Annotated in this window: 16 protein-coding genes; 13 read left to right on the forward strand and 3 right to left on the reverse strand. The window is 67.8% G+C overall.

Annotation, left to right across the window (positions count from 1 at the left end):
- Positions 1 to 6: 6 nt before the first annotated feature.
- Positions 7 to 1,011 (reverse strand): NaeI family type II restriction endonuclease, encoded by a 1,005-nt coding sequence (locus tag ACFYVJ_RS10225; RefSeq protein ID WP_388888508.1) that lies wholly within the window; start codon positions 1,009 to 1,011, stop codon positions 7 to 9.
- A gap of 644 nt (positions 1,012 to 1,655) precedes the next feature.
- Between ACFYVJ_RS10225 and ACFYVJ_RS10230 the strand changes: the two genes are divergently transcribed.
- The 4 genes from ACFYVJ_RS10230 (at position 1,656) to ACFYVJ_RS10245 (ending at position 5,137) form a co-directional block, all read left to right on the forward strand.
- Positions 1,656 to 2,312, forward strand: coding sequence for a hypothetical protein (locus ACFYVJ_RS10230; protein ID WP_388888511.1), 657 nt, complete (start codon positions 1,656 to 1,658; stop codon positions 2,310 to 2,312).
- 333 nt (positions 2,313 to 2,645) lie between these two features.
- Positions 2,646 to 3,500 (forward strand): ImmA/IrrE family metallo-endopeptidase, encoded by an 855-nt coding sequence (locus tag ACFYVJ_RS10235; protein ID WP_388888610.1) that lies wholly within the window; start codon positions 2,646 to 2,648, stop codon positions 3,498 to 3,500.
- 606 nt (positions 3,501 to 4,106) lie between these two features.
- Positions 4,107 to 4,556: a winged helix-turn-helix domain-containing protein gene (locus ACFYVJ_RS10240; protein ID WP_388888514.1), complete on the forward strand. Its 450-nt coding sequence runs from the start codon at positions 4,107 to 4,109 to the stop codon at positions 4,554 to 4,556.
- 2 nt (positions 4,557 to 4,558) lie between these two features.
- Positions 4,559 to 5,137, forward strand: a complete 579-nt coding sequence (locus tag ACFYVJ_RS10245) for an HD domain-containing protein (RefSeq protein WP_388888517.1) — start codon at positions 4,559 to 4,561, stop codon at positions 5,135 to 5,137.
- Here the strand turns inward: ACFYVJ_RS10245 and ACFYVJ_RS10250 are convergent.
- The gene (locus tag ACFYVJ_RS10250) at positions 5,125 to 5,598 is read right to left on the reverse strand and encodes an NUDIX domain-containing protein (protein ID WP_388888520.1); all 474 of its coding nucleotides are present in this window, start codon (positions 5,596 to 5,598) and stop codon (positions 5,125 to 5,127) included. The two genes, ACFYVJ_RS10245 and ACFYVJ_RS10250, sit on opposite strands and share 13 nt — an antisense overlap.
- Positions 5,598 to 6,365: a helix-turn-helix domain-containing protein gene (locus ACFYVJ_RS10255; protein WP_388888523.1), complete on the reverse strand. Its 768-nt coding sequence runs from the start codon at positions 6,363 to 6,365 to the stop codon at positions 5,598 to 5,600. The genes ACFYVJ_RS10250 and ACFYVJ_RS10255 overlap by 1 nt, the downstream gene beginning before the upstream one ends.
- A gap of 514 nt (positions 6,366 to 6,879) precedes the next feature.
- Between ACFYVJ_RS10255 and ACFYVJ_RS10260 the strand changes: the two genes are divergently transcribed.
- The 9 genes from ACFYVJ_RS10260 to ACFYVJ_RS10300 form a co-directional block, all read left to right on the forward strand.
- Positions 6,880 to 7,332, forward strand: coding sequence for a protein kilB (locus tag ACFYVJ_RS10260; protein WP_388888526.1), 453 nt, complete (start codon positions 6,880 to 6,882; stop codon positions 7,330 to 7,332).
- Between the two features lie 69 nt (positions 7,333 to 7,401).
- Complete coding sequence (locus ACFYVJ_RS10265) at positions 7,402 to 7,596, forward strand: hypothetical protein (protein ID WP_388888529.1); 195 nt, start codon at positions 7,402 to 7,404, stop codon at positions 7,594 to 7,596.
- 145 nt (positions 7,597 to 7,741) lie between these two features.
- Positions 7,742 to 8,035 (forward strand): hypothetical protein, encoded by a 294-nt coding sequence (locus ACFYVJ_RS10270; RefSeq protein ID WP_388888531.1) that lies wholly within the window; start codon positions 7,742 to 7,744, stop codon positions 8,033 to 8,035.
- A 38-nt stretch (positions 8,036 to 8,073) separates the two neighbouring features.
- Positions 8,074 to 9,009: a hypothetical protein gene (locus tag ACFYVJ_RS10275; protein WP_388888534.1), complete on the forward strand. Its 936-nt coding sequence runs from the start codon at positions 8,074 to 8,076 to the stop codon at positions 9,007 to 9,009.
- Complete coding sequence (locus ACFYVJ_RS10280; RefSeq protein ID WP_388888537.1) at positions 8,930 to 9,265, forward strand: hypothetical protein; 336 nt, start codon at positions 8,930 to 8,932, stop codon at positions 9,263 to 9,265. The genes ACFYVJ_RS10275 and ACFYVJ_RS10280 overlap by 80 nt, the downstream gene beginning before the upstream one ends.
- Before the next feature lie 17 nt (positions 9,266 to 9,282).
- Positions 9,283 to 10,359: a hypothetical protein gene (locus ACFYVJ_RS10285; RefSeq protein WP_388888539.1), complete on the forward strand. Its 1,077-nt coding sequence runs from the start codon at positions 9,283 to 9,285 to the stop codon at positions 10,357 to 10,359.
- Between the two features lie 205 nt (positions 10,360 to 10,564).
- Positions 10,565 to 10,807: a hypothetical protein gene (locus ACFYVJ_RS10290; RefSeq protein ID WP_388888542.1), complete on the forward strand. Its 243-nt coding sequence runs from the start codon at positions 10,565 to 10,567 to the stop codon at positions 10,805 to 10,807.
- A gap of 981 nt (positions 10,808 to 11,788) precedes the next feature.
- Positions 11,789 to 12,547 (forward strand): hypothetical protein, encoded by a 759-nt coding sequence (locus ACFYVJ_RS10295; protein WP_388888544.1) that lies wholly within the window; start codon positions 11,789 to 11,791, stop codon positions 12,545 to 12,547.
- A 98-nt stretch (positions 12,548 to 12,645) separates the two neighbouring features.
- On the forward strand, positions 12,646 to 14,843 hold a 2,198-nt coding region (locus ACFYVJ_RS10300; RefSeq protein ID WP_388888547.1), incomplete at its 3' end, for a hypothetical protein.

The following is a 14,843-nucleotide window of genomic DNA, read 5'->3' on the forward strand; positions in this document are numbered from 1 at the left end:
AGCGCGCTACTCATCTGTGGCATGGATGATCGGCGCTGCTACCGACGCATCTCCCCCTCTCCAGAGGCCGTACCTACTGCCGTTGATCACTGTGGCTCGGCGAGGATCGTCATCCGTGACACGGGCCAGCCGAGCGGAGACCCAGGATCCGTTACGGGGGGTGGGCAGTCCGAGGTCGCTGGCGATTTGAGGCGCTGGTTTCAGATGTCCCAACACCACCAGGCCCTCAGGCCGGAGGTGCAGGCGCGCATCGCGTGCGCGCTTGGGTCCGTCATGCTGAGTGGCAACTGTCACCACCGTGGTCCTGTCAACGAGTTGCCCCGGTACTTGTCGAAACAGCTCGTTCACCCGAAGTTGTCCGCCATTGCCGCCGCCCCTGTAGTTGGCGGAGGCCCCGAAGATGGCCCGGACCTTCTCTGGCGCTTCCTTCTCCAGGTTCAGGAGGAAATTTACAGGCAGTTTGCCGCCCTTCACGATCCAACGAATCTTCTTCCTGCCACTCTTTGAGACACCCCGCTTCTGGTCGAGATTCGAACCTGGCCTCAGAACATCGTCCGTGATTCGCAGCAAACCAACATCAAAGGATCCCGCCACGTCGTCTGCTTGCATCAGCAAGCAGATATGACCCTGCGCTTCCCTCGGTATCGACCAGCTATCTCCCATAGTCCACTTTGCGTCGACTTGCTGGCCGGCAATCATGTAGTCCATCGACGGACCGAATCCGAGATCGAATTCCGCTCGCGCAACGATTTCAACTTTCGTTCCGAGATACGTTCTTTCGGTCTTCTCTACCCGTCCAACACCCTCATTCTCGTACAGGTTGTACCGGCCGGTTCGCTGGCCATCCAGAACCTCGTCGATTGATTTACGAAGTACCTGGCCAAAGCGCTCCGAATAATCTTTCTGTGCAATGAACCAAGACTGCACCGACTCCAAATTTGGATCATCGGACGCGTCTGATGGGCGCGGCAGGATGGACTCTTCGGGGAACAATGACTCATCCTGGGTCATGACGTGATCATATAAGTGTGTACTGCGTCTCTAAACCCTGTGCAGATAAACCGTGCTATATTGGATCAAATCTGGGGAGAATGCCTCATTTTGGGCCATCGTGGGCTCGTGAGTCACGATGGGGCACTTTGCAAATCCACACATTACGAGTTGTCCGATCTTGTTTCGCAGGCGTCCGTGGACGTCCGCGCCCCCGCTGTCACGGCCGGTCTCCTGGGGTGCCGGAAGCGCACGGACGGTGGTGCACCAACCCGGACTACGAAGTGATCGAGACCACAAGTGAGACCGGGTTGGCGCTGACCAAGGGCGGCCGCTGTAGGCCGGGGGTCAGCGGGGCCTGCTGGAATGCTGCCGGAGCCACGTGGGCGGAGCGGTGACCGACGAACAGCGGGACCTGATTGGACAGATCGGGAAGGTTCAGCCGGCCCAGCGGAGAACGGGACGGCCGCTGCATCGTCACCTGTTACTGCTGTGGCTGTGGCCCAAGCCGTACATGGCCAGCCGCGCGAGCAGCCCTGGCCCAAGGCCCGGGTCACTCTTGGACGATTGTGACGAACCATCAGAGAACTTCATATAAAGCTACCAACTACACAATCGTCAACTCGACTTGACGCGAGTGTGGGTTGGCTGCTGAAATTTCTGCCATGAACCCACAGATGTGGTCCGATGCGTTCGTGGAGCGCAACGCCGTGGACCTTGCGCAACTGCGTGAGGTCCTGGAGGACTCCTTGGCCAACGCTTCGAACTTGGAACGCAAGAAGCGGCCACACCCTCAACCCATGCAGGGTGCCGTCATCTCAATGGATGTGCGGGACAGGGTGCTGCTCTCCGTGGGTAACCCGGCGGCTGCATCCGGACGGTTTCGGTTTCATGCAGGACCGAACAGGTCCGTGCAGGTGCAGGAGCGCTCAAGCGGCACGACGCTACGTGTGCGCAAGATTATGGGAAACGCCGCGTATCAACCGTTTCAGCCCAAGCCGCCCGTTGTTCACCAGCCGAGACTGTATGACAATGCGGCGGGCGAGCTGGATGAGGGGTGCGTCCCGTTCCTTGTGTGGTCGATCGACCCAAGTGACCTACTTGGGGACTGTCTCGTTGTCGTGTTGGCAGACGAGAAGGACCTCCAGCGCTCGCCATTGGTTGTGTGCGCCAGGACTGAGATTCCGCAGTTGGCCTCGCTGCCGCGCGATACTGTGAAACAGCACGTCTCGGTGGGAGACGACGACTTCGGCAACTTGGTTGCTCCGCGTCGGCCGAAGCGCGGGGCTGGAGGGGTGAACGATGCGCCGCCCAGCGTCTAGCCCCGATGCGACGTTTGGAGATGGTCTGCTGTGGTTGACACGCTTGAGGTATACGGGGCTCGCGTTCGACAGGCCAGGACGATTCGCCGCAGTCCCATCAAACCCCTCGCTGAACTTTTGGGCATGTCCCCATCGACGTGGTCCGCCATGGAGCGCTCAGGGACTTATTCGATGTCGAGACACCAGGCGCGAGCACTTTCTTTGTCACTACGCTTTCCGGCTCGATTCTTCGAGTTGGAGCCTGGCACATCGATTCATAGAGGCTCTCTCTTGTTTCGGGCGAAGAAATCAATAAGAATGTCGGAAGTTGACGCCCTGACGAGTTTCGCGGAGATGTTGTACGAATTGCTGTGGGCATTGGCCAAGCATGCAACTCGACCTCCGTTGAGAATCCCAGATAGGTTGCACCCTGGAGTTTCACCCGAAAAAGCCGCAGGTCTTACTCGTGCAGCTTTGGACCTACCTGAGGGTGAACCTATTTCTCATGTAATTCACACCGTTGAACGTGCAGGGGTTCCCGTGATTGTTGCGGATGTGGGCACCCCAGATGCGCGGCACGACGCATTCAGCGTCTGGGGGGGTGATTTTCATGAGCAACCACTTGTGGTCGTTAAACCCGTTAATTCATGGGAGCGGACTCGCTGGTCAGTGGCACATGAGCTAGGGCATCTTCTGCTACATCGCAGTTCTGTAGGGGAGGTTAACGAAGAGGAGGCCAATCGGTTTGCCAACGAATTCCTTTTCCCGTCACGGTCGCTGAAGGAAGAGTGGCCAGCGGCAGTTACATTGTCGACTCTCATGCCCTTGAAGCGGCGGTGGCAAATGTCGTTGGCCGCCCTAATAAAGCATGGCCAATGGAACGGGCTGATCGAAGACCATCGTGTAACTGGTCTTTATAAGCAATTGTCATCGCGGAGGGATCCAAATACCGGCGTGACATGGAGGGTCCAAGAGCCTGGTTGGTCTGACCAGGATCCGGAACGGCCGCGCCTCATTTCCGCAATGGCCGAACGTGGGCTCGAAACTATGCCCACGGCTGAACTGCTTTGCTCGATGACGGGGTGGGCCGAGGACTTGTTGGGAGATGTCCTTGGAGGGCAGCGTCCGGCCCCGGCAGTCCAGCGGGAACAGGTCAAGAGGGATCAAGCCAACGCCCCTAGTAACGTGATTGCTTTGCGGCGCGCATAGATCCCTTCAACAATCAGCCTCAGTGCATAGCGGTGGCGCTGATCCACACTGCTGATCGCGCCACGCTCGCCGCCGATCACGTTGGTGCCGTATATACACGGACACCGCCTACGCGCTGGCGCACGGCGCGGCCGGCCTGGCGAGGCTGCGCAGCAGAGGACCAGCCCCCGAGAGCTCCGGGAGCCGGTCGCGTCGTGCAGCCGAGGTGGATCTACATGGCCGTGTAGTTGCCCACCACGTCGGTTACGCCGTACATCCACTGAGCGATCCCCACGCCAACACAAACCGTGATCGCGCAAGCGAGGTTCCTGATGCCCTTCACGGAGCTCCTTGGGGTTCACGTTCTAGTCGCGCCCCGTAGATCAGGAGCGCAGAGGGGACGCTACTCGGGCCCTGAGGTCATCGCGTCACGTACCGGAAGGTAATACGATCTTCGCTCCAAACGCTACCAAGACGACCCTCTGACGGCGCTGTCACGCTGTGGCTACGCAGTTGTTTTTCCGCACCTCGGCCAGACTGCGTGCTGCTCAGCCGCGGCCTCGCACCGTGTCACTCGGACGTGGGATCCTTGGCGTTGAGCGATGGAGTCGACGCGAAGGAGCGGAAGTGCCGGAGGCCAGTCCGCGCGGAACCTACCTCGTCATCGCAGACGCACTGCGGACCGAGATTGAAGAGGGGGAGGACATCGACACCCTTCCGTCCGAAGCGGCCCTGATGCAGACACACGGCGTCGGCCGCAACACGATCCGTCGCGCGCTCAAGGCCCTGGAAGCTGATGGTGTCGTGGAGTCGGCGCCGGGGATTGGCTGGCGTGTCGCCCAGGGCGGGGCATCACGGTCTCTCTCCGAGCGAATGGCTGACGTGATCACAGACGACTCACTGTCGGCGGGCGATCGGTACCCGTCCGAAGCGAGTCTCTGTGCGCGGTTCGGCGCTTCCCGTACTGCCGTCCGTCGCGTGCTCGCCCAGATGGAGGGGAAGGGCCTGCTCGCCACAGCCCATGGCAAGGGCCGAACCGTACTTGCCGTCCCGCCTGCCCCCATGGGTCGGCGGTAGCCATGGCCGCCGTGGGATTGACCGGGTGGGCGTACTCGCTCTCCGAAGCGCTGCTATCTGATCCCCTCCCGCGTCGGTGGGCTCATTCGCTCGGGGTCGCCGAGCGCGCCCGCTCCTTGGGTCCGATTCTTGGGCGTGACGCGGAGCTGCTGGAAGCAGCCGCGGTGCTCCATGACATTGGCTACTCGCCAGCCGCGGCCACTACCGGCTTCCACCCGCTGGACGGCGCGCGTTTTCTCCGGGATCACGAACAAGCGGATGGGCGAGTTGTCCGTCTCGTCGCTCACCACTCCTGTGCTCTGCTGGAAGCCGAGGAGCGCGGACTGAGGCAGGAGCTAGAGGGAGAGTTCGAGCTGGAGCATCCGGAGCTAGTCGACGCCCTGGTGTACTGCGACATGACCACGACGCCGGACGGGACGCCAACTACATCGGAGGAACGGCTGGACGAGATCGTGCGGCGGTACGGCCCTGACACGATCGTCGGGCGTTTCATTCAGCGCGCCGCCCCCGAGATCCACGCGGCGACGAAGCGGGTTGCAGCCCGGTTGGCACAGGTCTCTGCCGAGGGTCAGCCGATATAGGGATCGCGCCGCGAGTCGTCGAGACCGTGCCTGATGCGCATCATCATCGACGGGTGAATGTCCAGCCCCTCAAGGTCCGCGGGGTCAACCCAGCGGACTTCCTTTGACTCGCTGCTCGTACGCAGGGAACCGCCGACCGGCCGGGCTCGGAAGCAGATGGAGAACTGCTGCCGCACCTCTCCGTCGTCGTACGCGAGCACATGCTCAGGGTCGGTGTAGAGCCCGACGATGCTGTCTACTTCGACGTCGATCCCGGTCTCTTCCTTGACCTCGCGAACCGCGGTGTCGGCGATGCGCTCGCCGATGTCGTGGCCGCCGCCAGGCACCGCCCACAGGTCGTTGTCCGTCTTGTGGATGAGCAGAAGTCGTCCCGAGTCGTCCCGGACAATCGCCGTGACCGAGGGCACAACGGAGTTGGCCTTGGGGGCGTTCGGGTCGCGGAAGTGATCGATACGGCCCATCAGTGCGTGCCTTCCCAGTCGGTGGGCGAGGAGATCGGCCGGCCGGTCTCCCAGACTCGCTCCACACTCTCAGCGTAGGCGTCGAAGAGTTCACCACCGGGCACGCGCCGCAGGTGCAGTACGGGGGCCATGTAAGCCCCGACGCCGAAGATGTGCCCGTTCGCCAGCATCTCGTCATCAGCGCGATAGATCGAGTTGTACAGGGTCGTGCTGTGCAGCCGGAACTCAACGCCAGGCAGACCGAACAGCGGAGAGTAGTTGACCAGCGCGTTCCGGATCTTCGCCGCCATCGCCGCACCGATCCCCTCATCGTCCCCGCGCACGGCGACGGCTGGCGAAGAGGGCTCACCCAACAGGAAGCGGATCGGTACCCCCTCGGCTGACTTCTCCTTGACGATGCGGTGGAACGTGGCGTCTTCGGTGAGCCAGAAACCCGAGTACACCAGCACGTCGAACTGGCGGCGCGACTTGGAGTAGAGGTCCGTCCAGAGGGTCTGCATCACGACGGAGCGGTGCGGATAGAGCCTGACCACCTCAGCGTTTCCGGACGCGGTGACCTCGGCCGACGTGCGTTCGTCGGGCCACAGGTACGACACCTCACACTTCAGCAGCGAGGCTGTGGCGTACTGGAAGCGTCGGTACGGCTTGCGTTCGGGATCGTTGATCCATCGTTCGACGGTCTTGGGTGCGACTCCGAGCCGTTGGGCCACCTCATCGAGGGTCAGGCCCAAGTCCACTATGGCGCCGCGTAACCGTTCGTTCGCCACTCCAACCTCCACCCAGGTGGGACGACTTGATACGACTTCACGCTAGCTAAGAACGACTCAAGTCGTACAGGTGCGAAGTCGATCGTCGGGGTCCGGGGCGCCACTCTGTAGGTACATCGAGCGGCAGGGCCCGCAGAACTCCAACAGACGCAGGGCTTGACGGGGCGTATCCCTCCATGCACGATGAGGGACATGTAATACATGTTCTGCTTGTTCGGGTCGTGCGACCCGAAGCGCAGGCCCTTTGAGACCTCCATAGCGTGCCGACCCAGCCACCTGAACAGGGTGGTCGATGGGTGCGGGTCATCACCCCGACCGCCCATGTCGGGCCGGGTGACCTGCCCGGATCCGCCCTTCGGGGCGGTGACGGCATTGCCTGATCTGGGATCCGAAGCACCTTCGCGAGGGTCCCCCTCGCTCACGGCTCAGCGGCCGGGTGCCGCTGTCGGCTGCCTCCGCTGCTCGACTCGTACGAGCAGCGCTGAGGGGAGCCGGAACCCCAAGGAGAAAGTTCATGACCACCACACTCATCGCTGTTCTGGGCACGCTCGCCGGGGCGATCGTCGCCGGGCTCATGCAGCACCTCACCGCCACGCGCAACGCACGGACCGCGGCGGCCGAGCGGCGCCGGCAGGTGCTCGCCAACGCCGTTCCCGCGCTGCTCGCCGCGGTCGTGACCCACCGCGAACACCAGTGGCTCAAGGTCGCGGCCCGGCGCGACGGACAGCCCGACACGACTGAGGCGCGGCAGGCCCGTTACGCCGCTCGGTCGGCGGTGACCAGCGCGATGGACGTGCTGCACATGACCACCACCAGCCGCACTCTGCTGGCCACGGCGCAGGAAGCGGTCAACGCGGCGATGGACATCGGCGACGTGCCGGACGACGAGCGGGACGCGGCCGGGCTGCGGGCCCGCCAGGCACACACCGCGCTGCGCGAAGCCGGCGCCAAAGCGCTCTACGGCTGACCGGCTGCCCGATCCGCCCGACGCTGCGCGGGCGGTGAGGGGAGCCGGAATCAACCTGGGGAGTTCACCATGCTCGACGTTCCTTTCGCACAGCAGCGCATCTTGGTCCGTGCCGCGCGCCGGCCGGACCGGCGGGTGTCGAGCCGTAACGCCGATGCGCTGATGAGCCTTTACGCGGCCGATCTGGTGTCGCGTGACGCGCTCACCCCCGCGGGGTTCGCGCTGGCCCGCCGCCTGCTGGAGGCGGACCCCTCCCTGCGCTGAGCACCAGCCTTCACGACCGCCGACAGCGGCACTGCTGTCGGCGGTCGTGGCTGCTCGTGCACGAGCGAGAGCCCTACCGATCACGGCGCGCGCCCCCGGGCTTCGTGGGGTGGCAGCGGGCCGTTCCACCGTCAGGAGAGAGCTGATGAAGTACATCGTTGCCGGTCAGCAAGCCGTCACGGAGGCGGAATTCGCGGAACTGGCGCTGGGCACCCCGGTTGAGCTGTGGCTCGGGGTGGAGGGCGAGAGCGACGAGGAGCGGGCGGCGCGTCTGGACGCGGCGCGCGACATCCTCGCCGACCCCGAGTACCGCGACCTGCCCGACGACCTGATCCGCCTGGCGGCCCGGGTTGTCGAGAACCGCCCGGACCTGTTCAACGTCGTCCCGCTGGCTCGCCCCGCCTCCCCGCGGCCCGCGTGGCGGGGAGTTGCGGCGTGAGCGCGCCTCGTCTGCGGGTGCTGTCACTGGGTGCCGGTGTGCAGTCCACCGCGCTGTTGCTGCTGGCCGCTGAGGGCCGGTTACCGAAGTGGGACGCGGCGATCTTCGCCGATGTCGGCTGGGAACCCAAGTCGGTCTACGACCACCTCGACCGCCTGTGCCGGGAGGTCGCCGAGCCGGCCGGTATCCCGGTCTACCGGGTGCGTCACAAGCCCCGCGGCGGCGGGGAGCGCATCAGCGGCAACCTGCGCGCTGATTCGCTGACGCCGGGTGCGTTCGTGCGGATGCCGGTGTTCGTCCGTAACCGGGAGGGCTCCGGCGCGGCGATGGTGCGTCGGCAGTGCACGGACGAGTACAAGGTCAAGCCGGTCAAGGCGAAGATCCGGGCGCTGCTGGGCTATCCGCACCCCACGCCGGTGCCGGCCGGGGTGTTCGTGGAGCAGGCGATCGGTATCAGCCGGGATGAGTTCACCCGGGCCAAGGACGCCGACGTTCGGTATCTGCGCAACGTCTTCCCGCTGCTGGACCTCGACGGCGCGGCCGATGGCCGACCCGGCTGGACCCGTACCGACTGCCTGCGCTACCTGCGCGCCCACGGCTGGGGGCAGACGCCCAAGAGCGCGTGCATCGGGTGCCCGTTCCACGGCAACCGCCAGTGGCGCGAGCTGCGCGATGAACACCCGCAGGAGTGGGCGGATGCGGTCGACTTCGACCGCCAGCTTCGCACCCTGCAACTACGCGGCATCAAGGAAGCGCCGTACCTGCACCGCAGCCTCATCCCGCTGGAGAGGGCTCCCATCGACCGCGTGACGGCCGGTGAGTGGGCGGAGCGACAGGGCGACCTGTTCGACGCCGCTGGTCCTGCCGCGGCGACACCGGAGAGGAGCAGGCGGCATGAGCGCCCCAATCGTGGGCGCCGCCCTGTTCCGCGCCGTCATCGCTGCGGCCGGCGGACGCTGCCACTGCACCGGTGAATGCGGCCAGCCGCACGCCAAGGGTGATGGCCGCTGCCAGCGTGAGCACGACCGCTACGCGAGCAAGCACAAGGGTCCGGTGCGGCTGATGGCCGCCCCCGCCGACCCGCTCACCCCTCCGCACATCGCCACGGCCCTTCCGCCGTGCGAGCTGCGCGCCTGGTGCCCGCCGTGCTTCGACGGCACCCGCCGGACCGCGGAACGGGCGCGGAAGTCGGCGCCCAACCCGGACCAGAACCGCCTGTTCGAGCTGTAGTCACGAGGGAGGATCTGATGAGCAACACCCCTGAAAGGGCCCTGAGCAGGGGTCAGACGATCGTGCTGGGTGCCGCTGCGGTGCCCATGGTCGCGTTCGGTGTGTTGGGTGCGGTCGGCACCTACAGCAACATCACGTCGGTGTTCCACCGGTCGGCGACCGCGCTGGGCGTGGTCGCCGCAGGCGAGGGCGCCACGCTCGTTCTCGCGCTGGTCCTGGTCGGCCTGACCATGCTGGGACAGTCGTCCCCGGCGGCGGTCCGGGTCGGGCTGTGGACGCTGCCGGCGGTGGCTTCCCTGACCGGCGCCGTGACGGCACCGAGCGGAACGGAAGCGGTCGTGTTCGCCGTCACCCCGATGGCCATGTGCGTGTCCGCGGAGGGCATGGGGCTGCTGGCCCGCCGGATCGTGGTCTACCGCACCCGGGTGGACGCCGAAGCCCAGCGCCGCACCGCGGCCGTCGTGCAGCAACTCGCCTACCACCGCGCCCGCGCTGCCAACCACCCCGACACCAAGGCCCGCAAGAAGTCGGATCGGGAGTCGTGGAAGCTCGCCAAGCGCGTAGGCACCGGTGACGCCCGGCTGGGCGAGAACCTGGTGGAGGTACAGCGCGAGCGGATGACCTCCGGTGCGGACGCGGCTCTGGCGGGCATGTTCGCCCTGCCCGTCACACCCGTCACGGCCCCCGTCACACCCGTGACGCCCGCCGTGACGACCACCCCCGAGCCCCGCGCCATCGAGGACGCGGACGCGGAAGCCGTCACGCCCGGTGTGACGGAGGAAGGCACGCAGGACACGGCCGGATTCGCGATGGCTCCGGCGGGGCCCGTCACGCCTGTGACGCCGCCGGCCGAGCCGCCCGTGACGCTGGCTGAGATCGCGGCTGTGGCCGGCGTTCCTTCCCCGCCGGTCGGGGAGCCGCTGAGCGATGGCCAACTGCTCGTGGTGCTGCGGCATCTGCGTTACGCCGATGACCCGCCGCTGTCCTACCGCCAGGCCGTTGCCTCCTTCCGGGAGGCGGGGTTCGTCGGCGGGGAGCAGCGGGTGCGCAAGGCGTGGGGATCGCTGATGTCCCACGAGGAATCCGAAGCCTGATCGTGCGTCCGGCACACACCAACGAGGGCCAGCCCAGTGCAAGTGGGCTGGCCCTCGTTGCGACTGCCGGAAGCAGTCGACACCAGTGAAGCAGACCCGGCGAGCCCCGGCGAGCGGCACCCGCGCAGACCCGGCGAGCAGACCCGGCGAGCCCACCCAAACCCGCACCACACCTGCACTTCTCAACCAGACAAGGGGATCAGCAGTGTCCACCCAGACCGAGCAGACCACCCCCCGAATCGAACCGGCGCAGGGCTCTCACCACTGGGTCATCACGCTGGAGATTCCGGGACGGCTGATCAGCACCTACGGCGGCACCTACACCCCTCCGGCCGGTGCTACGCGCAGCGACGTGTACCAGGCCATCCGCAGCGACATCGCCCGGCAGAAGCCGGAGTTGGAGGGCGCGAACGTCATGTTCTTCGCCCTGGAGTCGAACCGGCTCTGACCTGCACGATTCCGAGACCGGGCCCGGCCGCCGACCTTCCACAGCACGCGGCCGGGCCCTTGACTCCGTGAAGGAGTGAGAACCATCGTGACTCAGACGACCCCGATCGCGCCCGCCCCGGGCGCGACTTCGCCGCCCCCGCAGCGCGGACAGCCGACGCCCGGCCGGGAGCCGGCGGCGCACACCCGCGGAGGTATCCCGGCGGTGCCGCTGGCGGTCACGACCGGCAACACCATGGTCGGACTTGCCTCCGCCGGCGTGCTGGCCGCCGGGCCGTTCGCCGCGGCGGCTGCTCTGGGTGGGGCAGCCCTGACCGGCGCAGTCGCCGCTGCACACATACGCCAGCACAACACCCGCCAGCGCCCCCGACGCACCAACAACAGCTCCGCAGGCGGCACCAGCCGCAGGAACCCCCGCCGGTCGGCAAGCTCCGCCGGCGGCATGTGGGGTTCGGGACGGGGCCGGGCGGGCGGCGGACGCTCCCGCCGGACCGGCGGGCGGGCCGGGGACGCGACCGTGCCGCGGCAGACCCGCCGCACCGCGCCCGCGCCGACGACCGGCCGTGGGAACACCGGAGCGGGGACGAAGAACCGTTCCGCGTTCACGGGGGCGGGGCGTCGTACTGCCGGCGGACAGGGTGGCTCGCGGCGGCGTACGCCGTGGTCCACCGGCCGCAAGAACCGCGCCGGCAGCACCTCGCGGGCGGACCGCTCGCGGGGAACGCTGTCCGCGCTGCGCGGCGCGCGCAGCGACCGGCATTCCGCGGCCCCGTCGCGCAGTGCACGGCGTCGCTCGGACACGGCGGCCCGCCGCCGCCTGGCCGACGCCCGCCGCACCAACGGCGGGCGTGCCTTCCACTCGCCGACCTCGAACCGCGCGAACAAGGCGGCAGGTCACCGGCGTCCGGGTCGGATTCGTGGCGCGTGGGCGGGGGCGCGTGCCGGGTGGCGGGCGCAGCGCGACCGCGCCGCGGCCGGACGCGTGGAACGTACCCGGCAGGCCCGCCGCCGGGCGGTCGCCCGCCGCGCGATGCGCTCGGCTCTGCGCCGCTCGCGCCTGCGGTACTGGGGGCGCGGCGCCCTGGCTCTGGCGCTGGTCGCGCCGGTCGGACTGCTCGGGATGCTCACCACCCCGATCGGGCGCCGTCTGGGCTGGTCCGGGCTGATGTACCCGGGCCGGCGGCTGTGGCGGCGGCTGATGGGCCGCGCCCGTGCCGATCGCGACGAACGTGACCGCGCCGCCTGGGAGGACTTCGAGGACCAGCAGCACGCCGACCCCGACGACGAGGGGCGGCGGCTGCTGGACCGGGTGCCGCGGGCACCGCGCAACCACACCGCACTGGACTGGGCCGATCTGACCAAGGGAGACGACATGGCCAACACCAACACCCCCGGGTTCCTCTTCGACGCCTCCGCGTCGGAGATGGAAGAGGCGGCGAACGCGTACCAGCCGGACGGGGCGATGCACGTCATCAGCACCCTGGCCGGGATGCCCGCGGCGCTGACCTCGGTGTCCAACACCTTCCGGATCCTGGCGGAGAAGTCCGACGAGGAGTTCCCGCTGCACAAGGTGGTCGGCGAGGGGCTGGAGGAGGTCTACCGGCACCTTCAGCGTGCCGTGGACGCCGCCGAGGAGGTCGCGCAGGCTGCCCAGCAGGTTCACGAGCACGACATCCGCCGCCACGAGGAGCCCCGCACCGGCGAAGCCATGTGGGACACCACCAACAACCAGGACAACTGAACCCCCGGGCGGCAGCGACGACGGCCGCCGCCACAGCAAGGCCGAACCCGCCGCGATGCGGGTTCGGCCTTGCTGCTTCCCGCGTGAAGGAGATGCGGATGAGTGAGCACGGACTGAACCTCTCCAGCACCCGCGGCAACCACCCCGCCGCCCCCGGTGCACACCCCGTCAACAAGGAGCCGGCGCCGCGGCGTCGGCGCTCGGGTAAGGACAAGCCGGGCGGCAGGCTGCCGCTGGACTGGTCCGTACCCCACGGCCCCGTCAGCGGCGCCATCTCGGCAACCACGGGTGCCGGGGCGGTCGCGCTGCTGGGTGCGGCCACGAGCATGCCGCCGGGCTGGCCCATGGCCATCGGCGCCGCGGGCGCCGTCGGGCACGGCATCGGGGTGAGCGTGCGGCGGAGGCTGACCGGCCGCACCCTGGTCACCCGCTGCGCCTCCTGGCTGCTGGCCGGCGGCTGGACCACCTGGGCCGTGGCCACGGGCCCGCTTCAGTGGGCCGCGGCCGGATCCCTGGCCGCTCTCGGGGTCGGCGTCGGCGCCATGGCTTCCCACGCGGCGGTGCACGAGGAAGCCGCCGAAGAACAGCGCATGTCGGCAGAGGCCAAGGAGCTGTACCGGGAGCTGAACGCCGACCGCCTCGCGCTCGCGACCGAGTGGGAAGAGCGCATCCACCGCGTCAGCGGGGTGCAGGTCAGCGTGTTCGCGGTAGAGATGTGGGCCACTGGCGCCGGCTTCAGCCTCGCCGCCGAACTGCCCGCCGGGGGTGCGGTGTGGACGCGGGTCCAGAACCAGGCCAAGGGCCTGGCCGCGGACGCCCGGCTGCCGCTGGGCTGCGCCATCCACGTGGAGGAAGGCGACCGGCAGGGCCGTGTGGTGCTGGACGTCGCCACGGAGAACGTCATCGACCGCACCTACACCTACCCCGCCGACTACGCCCCGCTGTCGTTGCTGACGGGGATCCCTTGGGGGCTGCTGCCCAACTCCGACCCGGTGCAGGTGTTCCTGCGAGAGGCGTGCGCGCTGATCCTGGGCCCGCCCGGATCCGGCAAGTCCACCTTCGTAGACGTGGTGCTGGCCGGGTTCGCCCGCTGCACCGACGTACTGACCTGGGTCATCGACTTCAAAGCCGGCGCCAGCGCCCGCCCGTGGATCCGCCCCGCCCTCGAAGCCGCAGGCAAGCTGCACCCGCCTGCGGGGCGGCCCGCGGCTCCGGCCGGGACGCGGCCGGCGGTGGACTGGGTGGCCTCCACCCCCAAGGAAGCACAGCGCATGCTGCGCGCAGCGCTGGCCATCAACGCGGCACGCCAGCACGCCTATCAGGACCTGATGGACGCGCAGGACACCACGCTCCTGCCCATCTCTGCGCAGCTTCCGCAGATCATGATCGTGGTGGACGAGGGTGCGGAACTGCTGTCCGCGCCGTCGTTCCGGGATCCGGTGATGAAGGACGTGCAGGCCAACGTCAAGAAGATCATGCGCACGACCCGGGCCATGGGGCTGCGGCTGGTGCTGACCGCGGTGGACGGCAACACCTCCGCCCTGGGCAACACCGAGGTCCGCAAGTTCTCCCCGGTCGGCGTCGCGCTCACCTCCGGTGAGTCGGCGGGCAACAACGCCGCGAAGCTGTTCACCAGGGTCAAGGCCGACGCCTCCCAGTTGAAGGCCAAGGGCGCGGGCATCATCGGCGCCGCCGGCGCGGACGGCTTCGCCCCCACACCGTTCAAGGGCTGGAAGACCGCCCCCAGCATGGCCCGCGAAACCACCCTCGCCACCAGCGACCGCCACCCGCTCCTCGACGCCGCATCCGCGGACGCCGCCGGGGAGGACTACGCCGACCGCTGGAACGACGACCGCGCCGGATGGCTCTGGCACACCACCCCCGCGGGCGGGCGCACCACGCCGGAGAGCCGGGGCGCCACTGTGGAGCAGGAGCGGCCCGCTGGGCTCAACCTGTCCTACCGCAAGCCCGCCGCGGGCGGCGGCACGGCGGACGAAGAGACGTTGGCAGCGCGGTTCCGCGCCGAGATCGACGCCACCTTCGCCACCACCGACGAACCCGATGCCTCCGACGCCGGCGCACCGCACAGGGCTGTGGGGGAGACGGGCGCGGATGACGGCGGGCTGTCGCTGTCGTACCGGGCCGCGTCGGAGCCGGCGCAGGGCGCGGCGCGCAAGGCGGCGCTGATGCTCATCATCGCTGCCGGACCGGACGGCACCGGAGCATCCGCGATGGAACGAGCACTCGCCGGCAACCACGGAACCCGGCGCCCGGTCATCCAGGGATGGCTGAAGGA

Origin of the sequence: Streptomyces sp. NPDC004134 (assembly GCF_042874195.1) — a bacterium.
In the GTDB taxonomy this organism is placed as follows: Bacteria; Actinomycetota; Actinomycetes; order Streptomycetales; family Streptomycetaceae; genus Streptomyces.